The organism is Paenibacillus algorifonticola, from assembly GCF_050481745.1.
GTDB lineage: Bacteria > Bacillota > Bacilli > Paenibacillales > Paenibacillaceae > Pristimantibacillus > Pristimantibacillus algorifonticola_A.
In genome coordinates this window covers 143,308-163,781 of the sequence record NZ_JBCNGR010000024.1, presented here as the reverse complement: position 1 = coordinate 163,781, position 20,474 = coordinate 143,308, and the positions used below count along the sequence as shown (strand labels likewise).

Genomic DNA, 20,474 nt, shown 5'->3' with positions numbered 1-20,474 from the left:
AGAGCCTAATGTCTGATTTTGATGATCTCGCGGCGCAAAGGCGCAAAAATCTAAAGCTTATTCAATTCAATCAAGAGGATCAATCGCTTGTCGAGTCGGATAAGCCAGCGGAAACGTTCGATGATGTAGGCGGACTAGAGGATGTTAAGAAGAAAATTCGCATGAACTTCATTTTGCCGCTAAAGCAGCCAGAATTGTTTGCCGCGTATGGCAAATCAGCGGGAGGAAGCCTGCTGCTGTTTGGGCCTCCGGGGTGTGGAAAAACGTTTCTAGCGCGAGCGGTGGCGGGCGAAATTGAAGCTAATTTTATCCATATTGAGCTGCAGGCGATTCTTTCGATGTATACGGGCCAGAGTGAGCATAACTTGCATGACTTTTTTGAAAAAGCGCGCCAGTGCAGGCCTTGTGTCATCTTCATAGATGAGCTAGATGCAATGGGCGGCAGCCGAAACCAAATGCGTCAGCATCACGACCGCATGCTGGTCAACCAACTGCTGCTTGAGCTGGATGGTCTGCAAGCGGAGAACGAGAACGTCTTTGTAATTGGCGCAACCAATACCCCGTGGTATTTGGATTCTGCACTTAGACGTCCTGGACGCTTTAACCATCTTGTCTTTGTACCGCCGCCAGAGGAAGCGGAGCGCCAAACGATTTTGGGGCTGAAGCTGAAAGGCAAGCCCGTCGATTCACTGAATTTGGAGCGGATTGCTGCCGAGACGAAATATTTTTCTGGAGCTGATTTGGAGCAGGTCGTTAGCGATGCGGTGGAATCGGCGATGGAGCGCATGCTGGAGACGGGTGAAGTGCAGCCTATTTCTCAAAATGATGTGAAAGCTGCAGTGAAATCTCGCAAAGCGACAACGCTGGAGTGGTTTTCCACTGCAAAAAACTATGCGACCTTCAGTGATGTAAACCGTGACTATCAGGTTGTGCTGGATTATATGAAGAAGCACGGCATTAAGTAGCAGGAAGGAGCAAGGAAAAGCTTTGGCGGAAGACAGAGATTTTGAGCAAAATACGTATGCTGCTGTATATCAATTGATCGAGTGGAAACGGTATAAGGAAGCTCTAAAGCAAGCGGAGCAGATTTTGCACCATGAACCGGAGGATCCAGATGCATTGGCGCTTCTAGCACGGATTTATTTATTAATGGAAGATTATGAGAAAAGCCTATATTGGTCTGGTGAAGTGTTGAAGCGCGATCCGGACCATACGGATGCTTGGTATGTTCGGGTTGTCGCCTATTATGATACGAATGCTGTAAAGGCCTTTTTCGACGCAGCGCATGAAGCTTTGCGAATTGAACCTTATAGAGCTCATTACTACTTTTTGCTTGCTAGTCAGATGAATAAAATGGGGAAATTCGAGCAAGCGAAGGAATATTTGCAGCAAGCGCTCCAACTGAATGCAGAGTCGCCGCTTTATCTGGCTGTGCTGAGCTATACGGAAGCGCTGCTCGGTCATTTTGAGGAATCGGAGCGATTGGACAGGCAGGCTATTCGGGCAGAGGCGGAAGAGCCGGGTGTACTGCTGCATCTCGCTTGGGCGGCAGGCCACCGGGGCGACTATACGCTGCAGGAAAAGTATATGCAAAGCGCCGTCAGGCTCAATCCAGAGGATAAGCAGTATCAGGATGAATATCTGAATGCTTTGCAAAACAGCCATAAGCTGTATCGAATTTTTTTAGCACCGATGAAGGTCATAAGGCGCATGAAAGGCTGGCAGATTTTCGTCAGCTGGCTAGTAGCTATTATCTTTTTCAAACCATTTCTTATTTTGTTTATTGTGCTGTATATTTTAGCCCATTGGGCGACGAAGGGCATTGTTCACGTACGCGTTTTTGGCTGGCGCCGTCGTGGCTCTTGAATGACCTAGCAAACTTGAGGTAGAGACTCATCCTATGTATCTGCTGGCAAGGGCTTACTGAAAATGAACGGTAATGCTGCTCAAGGCCTGAAATGATGGTAGAAGGGTACCCTGACTCCACCGTTCTCCTGTATACAGTTGAGCAAGCCGAGAGAAGGCTGATCGGTGGAGCGGCCTATTTTTCCATTGAAGGGGAAGATTGAGGGAGTTGACGATCTTTCAGCGGTTGAATGGACAGACACTGGAGCAGCTGGCAGGCCTGTTAGGCAGAGAGCAGCAGGCCGCGGCATGGATAAACAGTCAATTAGTATAAAAAATAAACAAGCTGTGTCCATTAAAGCATCGGAAACAGCTTGTTATCTTGGCCTTATTATTTATATTGTCATCCTCTGATAAAGTTTTATTTAGAAGTACTTGAAGCAGTAGCTCCGATCATCGTGCCTGTATCACCTGGATCCCCCAGAACGATGCTGGAAATGGCCCAGTAATCGGAAGATTCCCGTTCTATCTTCTCGACCATGAGGGCAGCACTTCCCGTTCCAATCGTTTCTTCCATAACGACAAGCGGATATTGAAACGTAATTTGAACTTTATTAGTTGTTACTTCTTTAGAGTTCAGCTTTTCTACTTTTCCCATATGAGGACTGGAACCACCGGTTACCCAAAAATGATCACTGAATTCCTGTTTTGTTTTTTGGCGAAGTAGAGGTGATAAGACGGCATATTGCATGGCGCCGCTTCTCTTTTGAACACCATGTATCCAGGTTTGAACCGCTTCCTCTGGCGATTCAGCGATAAGAGCATTTTCCAGGCTGCTCGTCTGCATCGATAAATCGGAAGATTCGGGCATCGTTACATAAATACTGTTATTTTTATAAGCTAATTTTCCATGGAACTGTTCCACGATGGATTTTAAAGATACCATGGCTGTCCCTTTGTCCATATGAAGGTTAAATTGGCTAGCTGAAAATTCTGTATGGTTTATAAAAATTCGTGCTCCGGAGGATGAGGCAAAGACAGATCCAGATATAATAAGGAATCCGGCACATGCAGCTGTTAAAGTTATCCATTTGCTTTTTTTCAATTTACTCTAATTCCTTCCATTTTAAAGTGTTGGTAGCCGTATTTTATTTGACGGAGCTTGGGCGAATATTGTTGCATGAGTACTATAGAAATAATCGTTTGAAATGACATTCCCTGCGGCCTGGTTAGTCAGTTGCTCATCTGCAATGCAAAGCGCTACAATGAGAAGAAAGGCAGAAGGGGAAGATTGGTATGAAATATCCAGGAGATTATGTATCGTATTTAGTTGAGTTTCATTCAACGCGAGATTTTTTTGAATGCCATGAGCTGTTGGAGGAGTATTGGAAGGAACATCCTGAAGATGAGCGGGCATTAATCTGGGTAGGGCTGATCCAACTGGCTGTCGGCCAATATCATGAGCGGCGTGGCAATCTCGCAGGCGCGGCAAAAATGTACGAGCAAGCGCTCGGTAAGCTGACCTCCGTAGCTTTGGACAGTCTCGGACTAAATGGCGCTAAGGCAGTTGTGGAACTGGAAGCTGCGCTCGCGAGAGCCAAACAGCTGGAAGATGCCAATTCGCCTGCCTATAAAGATATGAATCTCGAGATTGTCGATGCTGAACTGCAAGTGTTATGTGAGCAGGAATGCACGGAAAGAGGAATAGCCCAGAAGCAGTGGGGATTGCCAAGCGTTATGACAGACGAAGCGCTTATCCATCGTCATACGCTGCGGGATCGCAGCGATGTCATTGCCGCAAGAGCAGAAGCGATTGCCGCGAGAGCAAAAAAGCCGTCCACGCACAATCGTTGAACGATTCCGCGTAGGCAGCTATCGGTTCAACTTCCCTTTTGTGCGGGAACGGCTTCTCGTTTATTGCTGCTTCAGCTTGTCGTAGCCGTTGACAATGAGATCGAGTTGTCCTGTTTCCGGCTCAATCGTCATGCCATGCACGGGAACATTAGGTGGAAGCAAAGGGTGATTGCGGATAATGCCTACGCTTTTCTCCACGCTTTCCTTCACATTGTCGAAGCCCGTCAGCCAGCGCATGAAATTAAGCCCAGAATGCCGCAGTGTTTCAACCGTCTGCTCGGGTACGCCGCGATCCGTCATATGCTGAACGATGACCTCGGGATTAAGCCCGGTCATGCCGCAGCCATGATGCCCGATGACAAATACTTCATCGGCTTGCAGCTCATAGATGGCGATTAAAACACTCCTCATAATATTGCCGAACGGCTGGGTGACGATGCCGCCAGCATTTTTGATAATTTTGGCGTCTCCATTGCGCAGGTTCATCGCTTTCGGCAGCATTTCGGTCAGCCGCGTATCCATGCAGGTGACGATGACCATTTTACGGTCGGGAAAACGGCTCGTTATGTACTGCTCATAATCTTTGCGCTCGACAAAAGCTTTATTGTCGTTCATGATTTGATCAACGTTGTTCATAGGCCCCTCCTATATCTGGTGTTGCAGGATAATCTTAGTTGAAATTTCATAAAATACAGTGTACCTAGGCTGGAGCCGTCAGGCCGTCAGAAATCGCAAATTAAGGGAATAAATTTGTCCGTCGCTCTTCAAACTGAATGTTCCACGATCCGTATCGTAACCGATGCGCAGTTGAGGTTCAAAAAAAACTTCATGGCGGGGCTCATACAAAAAGGCGAAGGGCTGTCCTTGTGTTAATCGGTCGTCTGAACTAGGTTCCTTTACAAGCTGGAGGGCAGGTACGCCGCTGACAACGCAGCCGCAGCCTTCTGTATCATGCAGCAGCTTAAGCTGATGAACGCCGTCTTCCAAATAGGGAGAAAGCTGCTTAACTGCCGATGGCGAAAAAGTTATAAACATAGGTGATGCCTCCCTTCCATTTCCATTCGCACTTTATATGAGGTTTAGAATAAATTTGATTATACGTACAGTAATCGTTAAGATCAAGTTAAGATCAGATGAAAGATGAAGGAATAGTGTTATTCTCTAGCAGCAATTGCACATTTCAAAATTGAAATAGGCTGATCTTTTATTTATTTGGAAAGGGTGATGAGAAATGACCGTACATAATTCGAAGGCGCTAGCTCCATTTCTGGAAACGGTGAAAAAATTGAAAGCTTACGGCGAGGCACTTGGCGTACTTTATTGGGATTTGCGTACCGGCGCTCCGCGCAAAGGCATGGATATGCGTTCGGAGGTCATCGGATCTTTGTCCGGCGACATGTTCAAGCTCTCCACATCGCCTGAATTAGGTGAATGGCTGAGTGAGCTGGAACAGCCAGAAACATTCAGTGGACTAAGCGAAATAGAGCGCAAGCTTGTAACCGATACAAGGGAAGAATACGATCGCAGCGTCAAAATTCCACCGAAGCTTTATGAAGAGCATGTCGTTATTTGCTCCCAGGCTGAATCCAAGTGGGAAGAAGCGAAGGCGGCGAACGATTATGAGGGCTTCCAGCCATATTTGGAAAAAGTAATCGACTATACCCAGCAGTTTATCGACCTATGGGGGCCGAAAGAAACTCGCTATGACACGCTGCTTGACCAATATGAGCCGGGCATGACCGTGAAGGAGCTGGACAAAGTGTTCGGCGGCCTCCGCGAGCAGTTGGTTCCACTTGCAGCAGCAATTGCGGCTTCCAAGCACCAGCCGGATACTTCCTTCCTGCGCCAAAACTATGATAAGCAAGCTCAAAAAGCATTCAGCCTGCGGATTTTGAAGCAGATGGGCTATGATTTTGAAGCGGGCAGGCTTGATGAAAGCGCGCATCCGTTTGCAACGGGGCTTAACACAGGCGATGTGCGAATTACGACTCGTTATCTGGAAGATGATGTGACGAGCGCCTTGTTCGGCACTATTCATGAGGGCGGACATGCGCTTTATGAGCAAAATATTATGGCTGAGCTGGATGGAACGACGCTGAGCACGGGCACTTCAATGGGTATTCATGAATCGCAATCGCGTTTCTGGGAAAATGTCATTGGCCGCAGCAAACCGTTCTGGCAGCATAATTTTGCCGCTTTGCAGCAGCAGTTTCCGGGTCAGTTGGATGTGACGCTGGATCAATTTTATCGGGGCAATAATGTTGTGCAGCCTTCTCTTATTCGCATTGAAGCCGATGAGCTGACTTACAATCTTCATATTATTATCCGCTATGAAATTGAGAAAATGATATTTAATGAAGGTGCGAAGGCGGCAGATCTTCCGGCCATCTGGAATGAAAAATATAAGGAATACCTGGGTATTGAGCCGCCAACGAATGCAGAAGGCGTCCTGCAGGATGTGCACTGGTCCGGTGGCGCATTCGGCTACTTCCCGTCATATTCTCTGGGCAACATGTATGCGGCGCAATTCGCCGATACGTTGGAGCGGGAGCTTCCGAATTTCTGGGAGCTTGTAAGCACAGGGAATCTGCTGCCGATTAAAGAATGGCTCAGCGAACGCATTTACAAATACGGCAAGCTCAGAACACCCTCTGAGTTGATCCAAAATGTAACCGGCAAGCCTTTGGACCCGCAATATTTGGTCAAATATTTGGAGAAGAAATATAGCGAGATTTATAAGCTGTAATAAGGGAATGGTTGTAAGTTGTAAGCAGGATTTGGTTAGTGGGGGAAGGGAGCTGCGATAGTGGCAAGCACCAACTCCCCACGCGAACCCTAAGGTCCCATGAAAACCCCGGGACGTTCGCACTCTGCGTCCCGTAAGGGTAAAAGAGGATTTCGGATTAAATTAAGGGGCGGATAAGAGAAAGGGGATTGAGGTTCGCGAAAATGAGCCTTTTTTTCCTTGCTAGGTAAGGAGTTTTTGGGTATGCTGTCGCTCCCCGTGCGGGAGCGTGGATTGAAACTTGTTGGTCTATGCTCCGATACCGATCATTCACAGTCGCTCCCCGTGCGGGAGCGTGGATTGAAACTTGCTTGGCATTATCGACGAGGGTCAAATATGATGTCGCTCCCCGTGCGGGAGCGTGGATTGAAACAAGCGCAGTGTGGCGAGACAGTATGCTCGCATATATGTGGCTCCCTGTGCGGGAGCGTGGATTGAAACACTTCAACTGTGTAAATTGTGTCGTGTTTGGCGCCAGTCGCTCCTCGTGCTGGGGCGAGGATTAAAATGTCTATTAAATTATATAAAATGTAAAATAGTTTTATAGTCTTTTCGTAGAGCCGTTATTCCTCATCAGGTGGAATAACGGCTTTTTCATGCCCAAAAGCCGTTAGCGGCAATCACCGCCGTGCGTGCGCACGCATAGGCTGGAGTAAACACGCAAGCTGTAAATAGCGGGAGGAGAAAAAAGGATGAGGAGAAGATGGACAACGTTGCTGCTAGTTGTCACGTTGGCGCTGGCGGCCGCGCTGGCAGGCTGCGGCGGCAAAAGCGAGAAAACAACGCTGAAAGTCGGCGAGGTTACGCGCTCTCTCTTTTATGCGCCACAATATGTAGCGCTGGAGAAGGGCTTTTTTGAAGAGGAAGGGCTGAACATTGAACTAACGACAACGGCTGGCGGGGACAAGACGATGACGGCGCTTCTGTCGGGCGTAATCGATGTGGCGCTTGTCGGCTCGGAAACTTCGATTTATGTGTACCAGCAGGGAGCGGAGGATCCGGTCATCAATTTTGCCCAATTGACGCAGACCGATGGGACGTTTCTAGTTGCTCGCGAGCCGGAGCCTACCTTCGACTGGCAGTCGTTGAAAGGGAAAACTTTCCTTGGACAGCGGAAAGGCGGCATGCCGCAGATGGCTGGAGAATTTACGCTGAAAAAATTCGGAATTGACCCGCAAAAGGATTTGGAGCTGATCCAAAATGTCGATTTTGCCAACATTTCGGCAGCTTATGCTTCAGGGACAGGCGATTTCGTGCAGCTTTTTGAGCCGACGGCTTCTATTTTTGAGAAAGAGGGCCGTGGGAAGGTTGTGGCTTCCTTTGGTGCGGAGAGCGGGCATTTGCCGTACACCGTTTATATGGCGAAGCAAAGCTTTACGAATAAAAACAAGTCGGCGCTGCAATCTTTCACCAATGCGATTCATCGGGCACAATTATGGGTGGCTGAAAATAGTGCCGAAACCATTGCGGACGTTGTCCTGCCTTATTTTGAAAATGTAGATCGCGGCATTTTGATTAGCTCGATTGATCGTTATAAGCAGCAAGGCTCTTTTGCGACCGACCCGATCATTGATCAGGAGGAATGGAACAATTTGCTGGATGTCATGACCTCAGCCGGCGAACTGAAAGCGCGAACCGAGCATGATGCCATCGTAAACACAGCCTTTGCGGAAGCTGCGATTGAAGCCGTGAAGTAGGGATGGCTGCGAGGAGGGAAAAAGATGGCGAATAGTGACCCCGCGCTTACGCTGCGGGAAGTGACTCATGTATATGTGAATGACAAGGGCGCCTCGCTTGCTGTCGAGAATCTGAACTTGACCGTTCAGCGCGGCGAGTTCGTCAGTCTGGTTGGCCCAAGCGGATGCGGAAAAACGACGGTGCTCAGCATGCTGGCGGGCTTGTTTTTACCGACACGCGGCGAAGTGCTCCTGAACAATCGACAGGTTAAACAACCGTCAACGCTTGTCGGTTATATGCTCCAGCAGGATTATTTGTTTCCATGGCGGACGATTTTGGATAATGCGGCGCTGGGGCTGGAATTGACGGGAAATAAGACGCATGCTGCGCTTGAAACCGTAGCTGAATTGCTGTCTGAGCTCGGCCTGCCCGGAGCGGGAACCCGTTATCCGCATGAGCTGTCGGGCGGTATGAGGCAGCGGGTCGCCTTGGCGCGGACGCTGGCAACTGAGCCGGAAGTATTGCTATTGGATGAGCCTTTTTCTGCGCTGGATTTGCACATTAAGCTTCAATTGGAGGATTTGGTGCAGGTAACGCTGCGAAAGCTTGGGAAAACGGCGCTGCTCGTCACGCATGATCTAGCTGAAGCTGTGGCGATGAGTGATCGCGTCGTTGTACTGGCAGCAAATCCAGGGCGAATTCGCTACGAGCTGACGGTACCTGATTCAATCCGGCAGGCATCGCCGATGAAAGCCAGGCAGCTGCCGGAATTTCAGCCGTTGTTCGATCAGTTATGGTCAGAGCTGGATGCTGCCGAGCAGACCCTCTGGGAAGGGAGCGAAAGCAATGAAGGATGACGAGGGTTCAAATCAGCAAAGGGAGCAACACACAGATAGAGAGCCGCAGCGGGTGGGGATGGAGCAGAAACAATCGTCTACTGATGTGAATGAGGGCAGAGCAGTCTGGCTAGACTGGCTGCACCAGGCTTATATGCGGCGGGCAAAAAGGACGACGGCGTTAGTCGGCGTGACACAGTTCATTATTTTAGTACTCTTTATTGGGCTATGGGAGGCCGCGGGACGATATCGGTGGGTTGATCCGCTGCTGTTCAGCTATCCAACGAAGATGTTCCATCAATTGTGGGGGACGATGTCGGACGGGTCAATATGGCCGCATATTGGGGTGACCGTATCGGAAACGATTGTCGGCTTTGCTCTAGGCACACTGCTGGGCACGCTGCTTGCGGCGCTGCTATGGTGGTTTCCTTTTGTATCGCGGGTAGCGGACCCTTATTTGGTCGTGCTGAACAGCATGCCGAAGGTGGCGCTAGGGCCAATCTTTATCGTTTGTCTTGGCCCTGGCTTTCTCTCCATTGTAGCGGTCACCTTGTCGGTAACAGTTATTATTACAACCTTGAACATCTATAACCAGTTTCGTGAGGTGGACGCAGGCTACATTAAAGTTGTCCGGTTGTTCGGAGCAGGGCGGTCACAGCTTTTTCGCAGCGTGATTTTGCCAGCTTCGTTTCCAGTTATTATTTCGACGTTGAAAGTGAATGTGGGCTTGGCATGGATCGGCGTGATTGTAGGCGAGTTTCTCGTGGCGAAGCTTGGGCTGGGCTACCTTATTATTTATGGCTTCCAAGTGTTCAATTTTACGCTCGTTCTCTCCAGCCTGCTTGTCATTGCTGCGGTTGCGACAGTTATGTACAAAGCTGTTTCTGCGCTGGAGCGCAGGCTAATGGATGGTTGGCGTGAGCAGTAGGACAAATGGCATAGCGATTTTTATGTATTTTATCGAGCTAGTTCCGAGTTGCCCGAAAGGTACAAAAACAGGCTTTGGCATAATGGCTGGGGCGGCTTCATAACTATGAGTATAGTTCGATTTTAGCTGGCGCTTTCGTAACAGGAGCGGGAGCTGCAAGGGTGAAAAAAGGATTTTGCGGCGAGCCTCCCGCAAGCTGCTCGTATATAGCGGCCAACTAAAGGCGGGGAAATGGGGAGCGAAGGTCTTGGGGAAACGTGGATTTACGTTTTGCAGCGGGTTTTGTGGGTATTTTTTAAAACAATCTCTCTTTGTCTGCATTCGTTTTATCAACATTCGCCCACGTCCTGCATACACTTTAAGTGAATGATTGCATGGAGGAGGTTAAATCAATGGCTAATGCAGATAAACAGCTTCAGTACAGAGAAATTATCACCAAAGCTGTCTGCGGCAAAGGTCGTAAGTTTTCCACTGTAACCCATACCGTTACGCCGCCCCAACATCCGACCAGTATTTTGGGCGCATGGATTATCAACCATCAATATGAAGCGGTTCGTTCGGGCGATGGGATTGAGGTCATCGGTACTTACGACATTAACATCTGGTACTCGTACAGCAAAAACTCGCAAACCGAGGTTGCGAAGGAATCTGTTCATTATGTAGAAAATGTTCCGCTTTCGTTTGTCGATCCGAAGCATCGTGCCACAACGGTGGAAGTTTCAGCAGACGCGCTTCAGGAGCCGAATTGCATCGAAGCGAATGTTTCATCGAGCGGCTCCGGCGTTGTCATCCGGGTTGAACGCGAATTTTCGGTAGAGCTGGTTGCCGAGACAAAAGTGACGGTTGCTTGTATCCCTGGAGGTTTGGACGGCCTTGATGCCAAGGAATACGAGTTTGGTCTCGGCGATGACGACTACGAAGATCTTGATCCGGATTTGCTCGACGACGAGCTTTAATCTGGCAGCCTGACGGCCATGTGGCTTATGTGGATTGAAACTTCCCGGCACGGAAGCTTAAATCCTCTCCACGTTAGCTTAACTCCATTGTGCCTCGGCTTCTGTACGGTATGATATGCGGCGATGTCCGCAAACTTGAGGGCGAAAGCCCTCTTTTTGTTGATATTAAACATAATCGGGCGTATGCCCTATATCGGGGTCCGAGAAGATGGGGGATTTTGGCCAGGGAATGATGTATAGCGTTAGTGGTTTTTAGCAGAAAGGAGTAATGGGATGGCGGCAGTATGGCTGTGGAACAGCAGTACCGGGCGATTGGAGTTAGCAGGTAAAGAGACTGCAACTGCCGCTGGGTCAGCTCCAACTGCAAGCCTGCTTTCAGAGATCAAGGCAGGCGACGCGGTTATTGTGAGCGACTGTGTCACTGAGAAAAAGAAGGGTTGTGAATCTAGGCAGGAAGAGAGAGAACAGCAAGGCGAGAGCAGGCAAGAGGCTGGCTTGTGGAAACAGCACGGCGTTAAAGAACAGGGAGGCAAGAGGGATCAGAAGGGCGTTAGGGAACAACAGCATATGAGTGAAAAGCGTGAAGGCTTGGAAAAGCAGGTGCTGCCTGCTTTCCCAAGCGGCATCTGGCTGCTGAATGAGGGGGAGATCGGCTTTGCGGCGATGTCTGCCGCCGAGCAGCAGCAAAGGCTGCGACGGGCAGGCTTGCTCCGGCGGCAGGAGCTGGGAAATAGCGACCGATTGTATAAGGTCGCTATTGCGCATTTGGAGCTGATCGAGCTGCAGCGCCTCGATCGCTGGGGCAGGCCCGCAGCGGGGCAGCCGCTGCTGCGGGCGGAGCCAGGCGGCCATGCGGCAGCGCCATGGCCGCGGGATGCGGCTCTGCGGCGGGTCATCCGCGCCGCAGTCGCCGCTTTGTATGCACTCGGCCTCGATATGGGCGAGGCCGAGGTTGTGCTGGGCGAAGGCGGGCGGGCCGCCGTCCGCGCAGCGGGGGCTGTGCGCGATGCGAAGCTGCGCGCGGTGGGCTTGGCGCGGATGGCCGCCTGGTATGAGGCGGCTGCAGCGCCTGTGCCGGGAACGGCGCCCAAGCTAATGCTGGGCGCCGACCCGGAATTTGCGCTGGTGCGGCCGGATGGGCGGATCGTGCCGGCTTCGCGCTTTTTTGGCGATGGCGCCCAAGGGGCCGCGGGCAGCGACGCCATGCTCATTGGGCGACGGATCGTCTATCCTGTCGCCGAGCTGCGGCCCGAGCCGGCTGAAAGCCCGGCTGCGCTGGCCGCGCATCTCCGGCGGCTGCTGCTGCGCGCCGCCAAGCGCATCAGCGACCCCAGCCTCTGCTGGGTCGCCGGAGCCATGCCCGTGCCGGGGCTGCCGCTCGGCGGGCACATCCATCTCAGCGGCACGCCGCTATCCAGCCGACTGCTGCGGCTGCTCGACAGCTACGCGGCGTTTCCGCTCGCTCTCGTCGAAGACCCGGCCGGCCGGGGCAGGCGCCCCCGTTACGGCGCCCTTGGCGAATACCGCCAGCAGCCGCATGGCGGCTTCGAATACCGCACGCTGCCGAGCTGGCTCATCTCGCCAGCAGCGGCAAAAGCCGCGCTCGCGCTCGCTCTGCTATGCGCGCGCGAGACTATAGCCCTCACCGACATACCGGCTCTTGACGAGCGGTATGTCGAAGCCTTCTACTCCGGCGACCGCGCAGAGCTGGCCGGATGTCTGGACCCGCTTGCCGCAGCGATGGCGGCGACGCCAAGCTATGCGGCGCTTGCGGCCGATATCGAGCCTTTGCTCGATGCAGCGCGGCGCGGCATAACCTGGGATGAGCGGGCTGACATCCGCCACAAATGGCGCATCCCTATGCCAGCTCCAACTTCTAACATGCTGCCAAACAAAAGGACGACATAATTTTTATTATTTAATCTTTAATGTTAAATCTTTAATCTTTAATCTTTAATCTTTAATGTTCATTACACGCTTCGCCTCAGCTCTATATATGGAAGCAAACGAAGCTGACATTAAATCCAGCCTGTACGGTGCCCACTTAACGTAGCGGCAAAACGCTGCCAGCTCACTAGCTTCACAATTTTTCCAAACCAGAAATGAAGCAAATTCACTATTTTCACATAGCGCCCTATTTCCATCCTTATTCAACAAAAGAGCTACCCTGCACTTTCAACCCGGCTTGTTTCCCAAGCAAACAGGCCATTCTCCTCTTTTCTCCGCTTTACTTCTCTTTTATTTCTCCCTTTACTTCTCTCTTTTTTTGCTAATTTCCCCGGTTTTTCTCCCTATATAAACATCAGGAAAAATAGTCAAGTTGGCGCGGAAAGCCAACGCTTGATATAATAGTAGAAAGTTGCTTCATTAGAACATCGGAAGAATTTCGGAGATTTGGCGAAATTTGCTCCTCTGATGATACGATAAACATAGACGGCGAACGCCCGCGTTCGCTTACCACAATAAAGGAGGGGCAACAGTGGCAAGCTATACCCCGATGATTATGCAATACCTTGCGATTAAAGAAGAAGCGAAGGATGCGTTTCTTTTTTTTCGTCTGGGCGATTTCTATGAAATGTTTTTTGAAGATGCGATTGCGGCCTCACGAGAGCTTGAAATTACACTAACCGGAAGAGAAGGAGGCGGCACGGAAAAAATTCCAATGTGCGGCGTACCCTATCATTCTGCGCAAAACTATATCGCAAGACTCGTTGAAAAAGGCTTCAAGGTTGCCATTTGCGAGCAGGTAGAGGACCCAGCGGCTGCCAAAGGCGTCGTACGACGTGAAATTGTTCAGGTCATTACCCCTGGAACGGTCATGGAGTCCAAAGCGCTCGCGGATAAAACGAATAACTTTATTTCAGCGATTGCTCTTTTAAACGGGAAAGTATCGATTTCCTCATGCGATTTGTCTACAGGCGAGCTGTACGTCACTTCGTTCCCGCTGCAGATGGAAGCGCTGATCGATGAGATTAATGTTTATCAGCCTGCGGAAATTGTTGGCGATGAGGAACTGCTAGGCAAGCTGCAAGCTTCAGACGCTTGGAACCGCCCGATATTGCTGACAAAGCGCGAGCCTGTAGCGGAGCAAAAGCTGCTCGACCAGTTTGGAAAGCAGGAGCTTGTACAGCTGAATGAAGCATGTTTGCGCGCGGTGAGCCTGCTAATTGGCTATTTGGATGATACGCAAAAGCGCTCGCTCGGTCATGTTCGCGCCATTCGCAGCTATGAGCCGGGTCAATATATGATCCTTGATCATTATACCCGCCGAAACCTGGAGCTGACTGAAACTGTGCGCGACCGCTCGAAGAAGGGCTCGCTGCTTTGGCTGCTGGACCGCAGTCAAACCTCAATGGGTGCAAGGCTGATGCGCCGCTGGATCGACAAGCCGTTGCTGTCGCGCACCGCGATTGAAGCAAGGCTGGATGCGGTGGATACGTTGTACCGCAACTTGATTTTGCGCGATGATATTCGCTCTGAGCTGAATGATATTTATGATTTGGAGCGTCTGGTCGGCAGAGTGGCGTTTGGCAGTGCCAATGGTCGCGATATGAATGCCCTCAAAACGTCTATTCAGCGCGTCCCTCAGCTAGCCCAGCTATGCAAAGCCTCGGGTTCGCAGCGGCTGCAAAAGCTGGTTGACGGTCTGGACGATTGCGCTGATTTGGCAGAAATGATTGCGACGGTAGTCGTAGACGAGCCGCCAGTCTCGATTCGCGAAGGCGGAATTATTCGTGCGGGCTACGATGATTATTTGGACCAGCTTAAGGAAGCCAGCACCAATGGGAAAAAATGGCTCGCTGAGCTGGAGCGCGCAGAGCGCGAAGCAACCGGCATTCGTTCGCTCAAAATCGGCTACAATAAAATATTTGGCTATTATCTTGAGGTTTCCAAAGCCAATCTCGCGATGCTGCCGGAAGGCCGCTACGAAAGAAAACAGACGCTTTCCAATGCCGAGCGGTTCGTAACGCCGGAGCTGAAGGAAAAGGAACGCCTGATTCTTGAGGCCGAGGAAAAAATGGTCGATATCGAATATGAACGTTTTCTCGAGCTCCGTGACCATTTAGCAGGCCAGCTTCACCGCCTGCAGCGGCTTGCTGAAGCCATAGCAGAGCTTGATGTGTATCAGGCATTTGCGACGGTCAGCGCAGAGCGCAGATTTACCCGCCCCTCGATTACCGATTCGTTCGATATGGTCATCGAAGAAGGCAGGCATCCCGTTGTGGAGGCCGTTATGGAAAATGGGGCAGCGTTCATTGCAAATGCGACGCAGCTACATAAAGAGCATAACTCGATGCTGCTCATTACCGGACCGAATATGGCGGGCAAAAGCACCTACATGCGCCAAGTGGCCTTAATTGGCATTATGGCGCAAATCGGCTGCTTTGTTCCGGCAAAATCGGCACAAATTCCACTGACCGACCGGATTTTCACGCGGATTGGCGCGGCGGATGATCTGATTGGCGGACAAAGCACGTTCATGGTGGAGATGAAGGATATTCAAATTATGACCGAGAAGGCGACGGAGAACAGCCTTGTCATTATTGACGAGCTTGGGCGCGGTACTTCTACGGGCGAAGGCATGGCCATTGCCCAAGCGGTTATTGAATATGTGCATCATCAGATTCGCTGCAAAGCGCTCGTATCGACCCATTTTCACGAGCTGTCGCATTTGGAGGATTCCTTGCCTCAGCTGACCAATGCATGTATGGCGGTACAGGAAAGCGGCGATCATGTTACCTTTTTGCGCAAGATGATACCCGGCGCAGCAGGGACGAGCTACGGCATTTATTGCGCAAAGCTTGCAGGCTTGCCTGAGTCCATTATTTCCCGATCCTATGAGCTATTGGAAGTTTCGGATGCCTTGGTTGAAAAAAATGCGAGTATCAAGATGAGTACAACTGCTGCTGATGCTGATGAAACAGCTAGTCACACTGCTGAGGAGAAATCCGCCTCTAATAAAAATAAACCGGACCATTCGTATGCAGCATTGCAGTCTAATGATGCTTTGTCTAATGCTTCCGACCATGCATACAGCAGCATTTCATCTGATTCCGATCCTTCCAGCCAAGCATCGAATGCTGGCGTACGCGAAACAGCGGCAGCCATTCAGCTGTCCATTTGGGATGAGCCAGCTGCCGCGCAGGCTGATTCGGGCCGCCGTAAAGGCAGCCCCAAATCCGAGCAGCTTGCTGATCAGCTGCGCAAGCTCGACCTGTTCAATATGACGCCAATGCAGGCGATGCAGTGGCTAAATGATATGAAACGCAAAATGAACGACTAGAAGCGGCGTGTCCGTGTGGGAAGGAGGAAAACAGATATGGGTAAAATTCTCGTACTGGACGAGCAGCTCGCGAACCAGATTGCCGCAGGCGAAGTGGTAGAAAGACCTGCTTCTGTCATTAAGGAGCTGGTCGAAAATGCTGTTGATGCTGGCAGCTCTACGATCGACATCACGGTGGAAGAGGGCGGCTTGAACCTTATCCGTGTAACAGACAATGGCTCAGGCATTCCAGCTGAAGAAATGGAGACGGCATTCCAGCGCCACGCCACGAGCAAAATTGCAACGAGCAGCGACTTGTTCCGCATCGCAAGCCTAGGCTTCCGCGGCGAGGCGCTGCCAAGTATCGCGGCCGTGTCGCGCCTGGAATGCTTGTCCTCTACCGGACAGACTGGCTTAGGGCAGAAGCTGAGCATTGAAGGCGGGACGATTACGGCCAGTATTCCGGCTGCTACTCCGCAAGGAACGGATATGACGGTGCGCGACTTGTTTTACAATACGCCGGCCCGGTTGAAATATATGAAGGCGGTGCAAACCGAGCTTGGACATATTTCAGATTATATTTACCGCATTGCGCTTGCGCATCCGGGCATTGCTTTTACACTTAAGCACAATGGCAATACGCTGCTGCGAACGCTCGGTACGGGCGACCGTCTGCAAGTGATCGCTGCTATTTACGGCTCGAATACGGCCAAAGCAATGATGGCGATACAAGGCGAAAGCCCGGATTATGAGCTGTTAGGCTACATTTCCAAGCCGGAGCTGACCCGCTCGAATCGCAATGGCATAACCGTCATTGTAAATGGGCGGTATATTCGCAGCCATGCCGTTAATCAGGCGATGCTTCAGGCTTACCATACGCTGCTGCCTATCAATCGTTTTCCACTTGCGATTATTGAAATTGGCATGCATCCGAGCTTGCTTGATGTAAACGTACATCCTTCCAAAATGGAGGTACGCTTCAGCAAGGAGGCAGAGCTGCGGACGCTCGTTGAGACGGCTATTCAGGCTGCACTTGGCAAGGAACGTCATATTCCCGGCCCGGACTCGATACATAATCAGAAAAGGTCAGGTCCTGTATTTGTTCAGGGTGCTATGTCCTTTCATCGTCCGGAACCCAAAACGCCACCTGTACCTGAGAAGGACAACAAAGGGGAGCGGTCGATCGCACAAGCACCTTATTCCCCATTTGGCCAAGGTGCTTCCAGAGAATTTGTGCCAAAGGATGCGGCTGAACGTTTGTACAAGCCTGCCCAAACTGGAAATGGCTTGGCGCGTGAAGCAAGCACAGCATGGGGGAACCTTGCCTCTGAGGCAAAGCAGCCCCTTGGACGTGCAGCGGCGAATAGTTCTCCGTCGCAAAGCGAAGACGCACCGCTTCCATCCGAGCCTTCATGGATACGCCAAGACGCAGCTAGCACGGCTAGCCTGCAGACTGTGGCGAATGGAAGCGAGCCCGGCAACGGATTGGAAAGCGCAGGGGCAGCAGCTGATTTAAGCAGTGGAGTTGCTGCTCCTGTTCATACGGCTGCCTTGCCCGACATTCCTTTCGGTCAAGGAGGACAAGTGCCGGCTGCTCCGGAGCAGCCTTCAGCGGCCAATGAAGCGGGTTTTCCCGAGCTGCATTGGATTGGACAGCTGCATGGCACGTATATTGTGGCGCAATCCGAGGAAGGACTGTATTTAATTGACCAGCATGCGGCGCATGAGCGGATCAATTATGAATATTATTACGCCAAGTTTGGCATGCCCGAGGCAGCTAGCCAGCAGCTGCTAGTGCCGCTTACGCTGGAGTTTACGCCGGGAGAGGCAGAGCAGCTGCGCGGCTTGCTGCCCCTATTTAACGAAGCGGGCGTCGAGCTTGAGCCATTTGGCTCCCAAACGTTTCTTGTTCGTGCTTATCCGCAGTGGCTGCCGGATGGCGAGGAGAAGGATATTATTGAAGAAATGGCCGATTTGCTGCTGGCCGAGCGCAAATCGATCAATATTGCCAAGCTGCGCGAGAAGGCGGCCATTATGTGCTCTTGCAAGGCATCTATTAAAGCGAATGACAGGCTGACAAGGGAAGAGGGAGAAGCGCTGCTTTCCCGGCTTGGTGCATGCCATCAACCGTATACTTGCCCGCATGGACGCCCGATAGTCGTGCATATGTCCACCTATCAGCTCGAAAAAATGTTTAAGCGGGTGATGTCATGATCGTAACGACCGCCGATCGTCCGTCTGAGGCGACGGTCGCCAAGGCGAGAAGAATTGCAGGGGAGCTGTCCGTCCCTTATCGGGCGAGAGGCCGAATGACGCTGCGGCAAATCGGCGCCGAAATGGCCGAGATTCGCCTGTTTGTTGTGACGGATCGCGAAGTCAGGTATTATGAAGGACAGACGGATGCGCCGTTATTTTTTCACCCCAGCATGGCATTTGTAAGAGTCAAGCGGCTTCGAAGAGGAGAAACAGATCCGCTGATTACACTCTCCGGCTGCGAGGAAGGCGATACGATTGTAGATTGTACAGCTGGACTTGCCTCTGATTCGCTCGTATTCGCTTATGCGGCCGGTACGTCTGGACAAGTAACTGCGATTGAAAGCGAGCGGGTACTATGCGCCCTGGTACGCGAAGGGCTTGCCGTCTACGAATCGGGACTTGCTGATGTGGATGCGGCGATGCGCAGAATTCGAATGATCAGCATGAACCATCTGGACTACTTGCGGCAGCTGCCGGATCAGAGCGTCGACGTCGTATATTTTGACCCGATGTTCCGGCAGCCGATTCATGAATCAAGCTCGATTCAGCCGCTGCGCCAATTGGTCAATGACAGCGCCTTGTCTCCTGAGGCAGTGGCAGAAGCGCTGCGAGTGGCGCGCAAAACCGTCGTGCTTAAGGAGCATCGCCATAGCGAGGAGTTTGCAAGACTCGGCTTTGAGCGGCGGCATTTACATTCTTCAAAAATTGCTTATGGAGTGATAGAGGTTGCCAGAACAAGAGAATAAGCGGGTAACTGCGCTGGGCAAAAAGCAGCCTTTGCTCGTATTAATTGGCCCTACGGCAGTTGGCAAAACCAATTTAAGCCTGGAGCTGGCCAAAGCTTGGCAGGCGGAAATCATTTCGGGCGATTCGATGCAGGTATATCGCGGCATGGACATCGGAACAGCGAAGCTTCCTCTGGAAGAGCGAGAGGGCATCCCGCATCATTTAATTGATATTCGCGACCCGGATGACCCCTATTCGGTGGCAGACTTTCAGGCAGGCTGCGGAAGCAGCATTGAAGAGATCGCTGCTAGGGGAAAGCTGCCTTTCATCGTTGGCGGCACGGGACTATATGTGGAAGCCGTATGCTACGGCTTTGAATTTTCAGAGAGCGGCTCAGACGAGGCCTTTCGCCAGGAGCAGGAGCAGTTTGCTCTTGCGCACGGTGCTGAGGCGCTGCATGCGAAGCTTGCGCTTATTGACCCGAAGTCCGCGGAACGCCTGCATCCGAATGACCAAAGGCGCGTCATACGCGCGCTTGAAGTGTTTCATTTAACAGGAATCAAGCAATCAGAGCAGCTCGAGGGTCAGAAAAAAGAATCCCCTTACGAATTGTGTATCATCGGGCTGACGATGGATCGGGCGGAGCTGTACCGCCGGATTGAGCTGAGAATTGACCAGATGCTGGAGCAGGGGCTGGTCGAGGAAGTGAAGGCGCTGCTGTCGCGCGGCGTTCCGCCTCATGCTGTAGCCATGCAAGGACTCGGCTATAAGGAAATAGCGTCATTTTTACGGGGAGAATGTACGCTTGAGGCTGCGGTAACTTTGCTGAAACGGGACACGAGACGCTTTGCCAAGCGCCAATTGTCATGGTTTCGTCACATGAAAGATATCGAATGGATCGATATGGGGGAAAATTTTCACAACAATTTACATCGGATTCATGGTATAATAGCAGGAAAGTTTCAAGTCCATCTTGAATATACTTCTAATCAATCTTTTGTAGACGGAGGTAACGTCCAATGAACAAATCCATCAACATTCAAGATACGTTCTTGAACCAATTGCGTAAAGATAACATTCCCGTTACAGTCTTCCTGATGAACGGGTTCCAAATCCGGGGCGTTATTAAAGCGTTTGACAACTTCACCATTATTATTGACAGCGAAGGCCGTCAACAAATGGTGTACAAGCATGCCATTTCGACGTTTACTCCGCAGCGAAATGTATCTCTCATGCAGGACAACAGCAGCTCTGACTCGTAAGGCGCACGTTATTAGTGAAACTTTCTAATAGCGATCTGCGTTTAACTAGATAGCGGAAGGAAAGGGCAGCCCGCTTTAACAGGGGT

At 51.2% G+C, this 20,474-nt stretch carries 17 protein-coding genes; 14 read left to right on the top strand and 3 right to left on the bottom strand.

What is annotated here, in order from left to right; translation table 11 throughout:
- Nucleotides 1-8: 8 nt before the first annotated feature.
- Together ABEW34_RS20350 and ABEW34_RS20345 are read left to right on the top strand one after the other, a co-directional pair.
- Nucleotides 9-965 (top strand): ATP-binding protein, encoded by a 957-nt coding sequence (locus ABEW34_RS20350; protein WP_046232510.1) that lies wholly within the window; start codon nt 9-11, stop codon nt 963-965.
- A 22-nt stretch (nt 966-987) separates the two neighbouring features.
- Nucleotides 988-1,866 carry a tetratricopeptide repeat protein gene (locus tag ABEW34_RS20345; protein ID WP_430161177.1) on the top strand — a complete coding sequence of 293 codons (879 nt, stop codon included), beginning with the start codon at nt 988-990 and terminating at the stop codon, nt 1,864-1,866.
- Nucleotides 1,867-2,266: 400 nt separating this feature from the next.
- Here the strand turns inward: ABEW34_RS20345 and ABEW34_RS20340 are convergent, their stop codons facing one another.
- The gene (locus ABEW34_RS20340; protein WP_430161176.1) at nt 2,267-2,950 is read right to left on the bottom strand and encodes a hypothetical protein; all 684 of its coding nucleotides are present in this window, start codon (nt 2,948-2,950) and stop codon (nt 2,267-2,269) included.
- 191 nt (nt 2,951-3,141) lie between these two features.
- Here ABEW34_RS20340 and ABEW34_RS20335 point away from each other — a divergent pair, with 191 nt between their 5' ends.
- On the top strand, nt 3,142-3,699 hold the full coding sequence (locus ABEW34_RS20335; RefSeq protein ID WP_430161175.1) for a DUF309 domain-containing protein: 558 nt from the start codon (nt 3,142-3,144) through the stop codon (nt 3,697-3,699).
- A 60-nt stretch (nt 3,700-3,759) separates the two neighbouring features.
- Here the strand turns inward: ABEW34_RS20335 and ABEW34_RS20330 are convergent, their stop codons facing one another.
- Together ABEW34_RS20330 and ABEW34_RS20325 are read right to left on the bottom strand one after the other, a co-directional pair.
- Nucleotides 3,760-4,335: a beta-class carbonic anhydrase gene (locus tag ABEW34_RS20330; RefSeq protein ID WP_430161174.1), complete on the bottom strand. Its 576-nt coding sequence runs from the start codon at nt 4,333-4,335 to the stop codon at nt 3,760-3,762.
- A gap of 78 nt (nt 4,336-4,413) precedes the next feature.
- Complete coding sequence (locus ABEW34_RS20325) at nt 4,414-4,734, bottom strand: iron-sulfur cluster biosynthesis family protein (RefSeq protein WP_430161173.1); 321 nt, start codon at nt 4,732-4,734, stop codon at nt 4,414-4,416.
- A gap of 196 nt (nt 4,735-4,930) precedes the next feature.
- Here ABEW34_RS20325 and ABEW34_RS20320 point away from each other — a divergent pair, with 196 nt between their 5' ends.
- The 11 genes from ABEW34_RS20320 (at nt 4,931) to hfq (ending at nt 20,388) form a co-directional block, all read left to right on the top strand.
- The gene (locus ABEW34_RS20320) at nt 4,931-6,445 is read left to right on the top strand and encodes a carboxypeptidase M32 (RefSeq protein ID WP_430161172.1); all 1,515 of its coding nucleotides are present in this window, start codon (nt 4,931-4,933) and stop codon (nt 6,443-6,445) included.
- Between the two features lie 731 nt (nt 6,446-7,176).
- On the top strand, nt 7,177-8,181 hold the full coding sequence (locus tag ABEW34_RS20315) for an ABC transporter substrate-binding protein (RefSeq protein ID WP_430161171.1): 1,005 nt from the start codon (nt 7,177-7,179) through the stop codon (nt 8,179-8,181).
- 24 nt (nt 8,182-8,205) lie between these two features.
- Nucleotides 8,206-9,018: an ABC transporter ATP-binding protein gene (locus ABEW34_RS20310; protein ID WP_430161170.1), complete on the top strand. Its 813-nt coding sequence runs from the start codon at nt 8,206-8,208 to the stop codon at nt 9,016-9,018.
- A 133-nt stretch (nt 9,019-9,151) separates the two neighbouring features.
- Complete coding sequence (locus ABEW34_RS20305) at nt 9,152-9,925, top strand: ABC transporter permease (protein ID WP_430161217.1); 774 nt, start codon at nt 9,152-9,154, stop codon at nt 9,923-9,925.
- Between the two features lie 392 nt (nt 9,926-10,317).
- Nucleotides 10,318-10,881, top strand: a complete 564-nt coding sequence (locus ABEW34_RS20300; RefSeq protein ID WP_056028083.1) for an outer spore coat protein CotE — start codon at nt 10,318-10,320, stop codon at nt 10,879-10,881.
- A 273-nt stretch (nt 10,882-11,154) separates the two neighbouring features.
- Nucleotides 11,155-12,789 carry a putative amidoligase domain-containing protein gene (locus ABEW34_RS20295; protein WP_430161169.1) on the top strand — a complete coding sequence of 545 codons (1,635 nt, stop codon included), beginning with the start codon at nt 11,155-11,157 and terminating at the stop codon, nt 12,787-12,789.
- A 571-nt stretch (nt 12,790-13,360) separates the two neighbouring features.
- Nucleotides 13,361-16,165: a DNA mismatch repair protein MutS gene (gene mutS, locus ABEW34_RS20290; protein ID WP_430161168.1), complete on the top strand. Its 2,805-nt coding sequence runs from the start codon at nt 13,361-13,363 to the stop codon at nt 16,163-16,165.
- 36 nt (nt 16,166-16,201) lie between these two features.
- Nucleotides 16,202-18,358, top strand: a complete 2,157-nt coding sequence (gene mutL, locus ABEW34_RS20285) for a DNA mismatch repair endonuclease MutL (protein ID WP_430161167.1) — start codon at nt 16,202-16,204, stop codon at nt 18,356-18,358.
- A complete protein-coding gene (locus ABEW34_RS20280; RefSeq protein ID WP_430161166.1) occupies nt 18,355-19,146 on the top strand; it encodes a class I SAM-dependent methyltransferase in 792 nt (263 codons plus the stop codon). The genes mutL and ABEW34_RS20280 overlap by 4 nt, the downstream gene beginning before the upstream one ends.
- Entirely contained in the window at nt 19,127-20,149 is a 1,023-nt protein-coding gene (gene miaA / locus ABEW34_RS20275) for a tRNA (adenosine(37)-N6)-dimethylallyltransferase MiaA (protein WP_430161165.1), read from the top strand. The genes ABEW34_RS20280 and miaA overlap by 20 nt, the downstream gene beginning before the upstream one ends.
- Nucleotides 20,146-20,388 carry an RNA chaperone Hfq gene (gene hfq, locus ABEW34_RS20270; protein WP_056028072.1) on the top strand — a complete coding sequence of 81 codons (243 nt, stop codon included), beginning with the start codon at nt 20,146-20,148 and terminating at the stop codon, nt 20,386-20,388. Before miaA ends, hfq begins: the two co-directional genes overlap by 4 nt.
- Nucleotides 20,389-20,474: the final 86 nt, after the last annotated feature.

Bases quoted from the DNA above. Each gene is read 5' to 3' on its own strand.
- ABEW34_RS20350 (WP_046232510.1), top strand. From the start codon at position 9: ATGTCTGATTTTGATGATCTCGCGGCGCAAAGGCGCAAAAATCTAAAG.
- ABEW34_RS20335 (WP_430161175.1), top strand. From the start codon at position 3,142: ATGAAATATCCAGGAGATTATGTATCGTATTTAGTTGAGTTTCATTCA.
- ABEW34_RS20330 (WP_430161174.1), bottom strand. From the start codon at position 4,335: ATGAACAACGTTGATCAAATCATGAACGACAATAAAGCTTTTGTCGAG.
- ABEW34_RS20325 (WP_430161173.1), bottom strand. From the start codon at position 4,734: ATGTTTATAACTTTTTCGCCATCGGCAGTTAAGCAGCTTTCTCCCTAT.
- ABEW34_RS20320 (WP_430161172.1), top strand. From the start codon at position 4,931: ATGACCGTACATAATTCGAAGGCGCTAGCTCCATTTCTGGAAACGGTG.
- ABEW34_RS20315 (WP_430161171.1), top strand. From the start codon at position 7,177: ATGAGGAGAAGATGGACAACGTTGCTGCTAGTTGTCACGTTGGCGCTG.
- ABEW34_RS20310 (WP_430161170.1), top strand. From the start codon at position 8,206: ATGGCGAATAGTGACCCCGCGCTTACGCTGCGGGAAGTGACTCATGTA.
- ABEW34_RS20305 (WP_430161217.1), top strand. From the start codon at position 9,152: ATGCGGCGGGCAAAAAGGACGACGGCGTTAGTCGGCGTGACACAGTTC.
- ABEW34_RS20300 (WP_056028083.1), top strand. From the start codon at position 10,318: ATGGCTAATGCAGATAAACAGCTTCAGTACAGAGAAATTATCACCAAA.
- ABEW34_RS20295 (WP_430161169.1), top strand. From the start codon at position 11,155: ATGGCGGCAGTATGGCTGTGGAACAGCAGTACCGGGCGATTGGAGTTA.
- mutL (WP_430161167.1), top strand. From the start codon at position 16,202: ATGGGTAAAATTCTCGTACTGGACGAGCAGCTCGCGAACCAGATTGCC.
- ABEW34_RS20280 (WP_430161166.1), top strand. From the start codon at position 18,355: ATGATCGTAACGACCGCCGATCGTCCGTCTGAGGCGACGGTCGCCAAG.
- hfq (WP_056028072.1), top strand. From the start codon at position 20,146: ATGAACAAATCCATCAACATTCAAGATACGTTCTTGAACCAATTGCGT.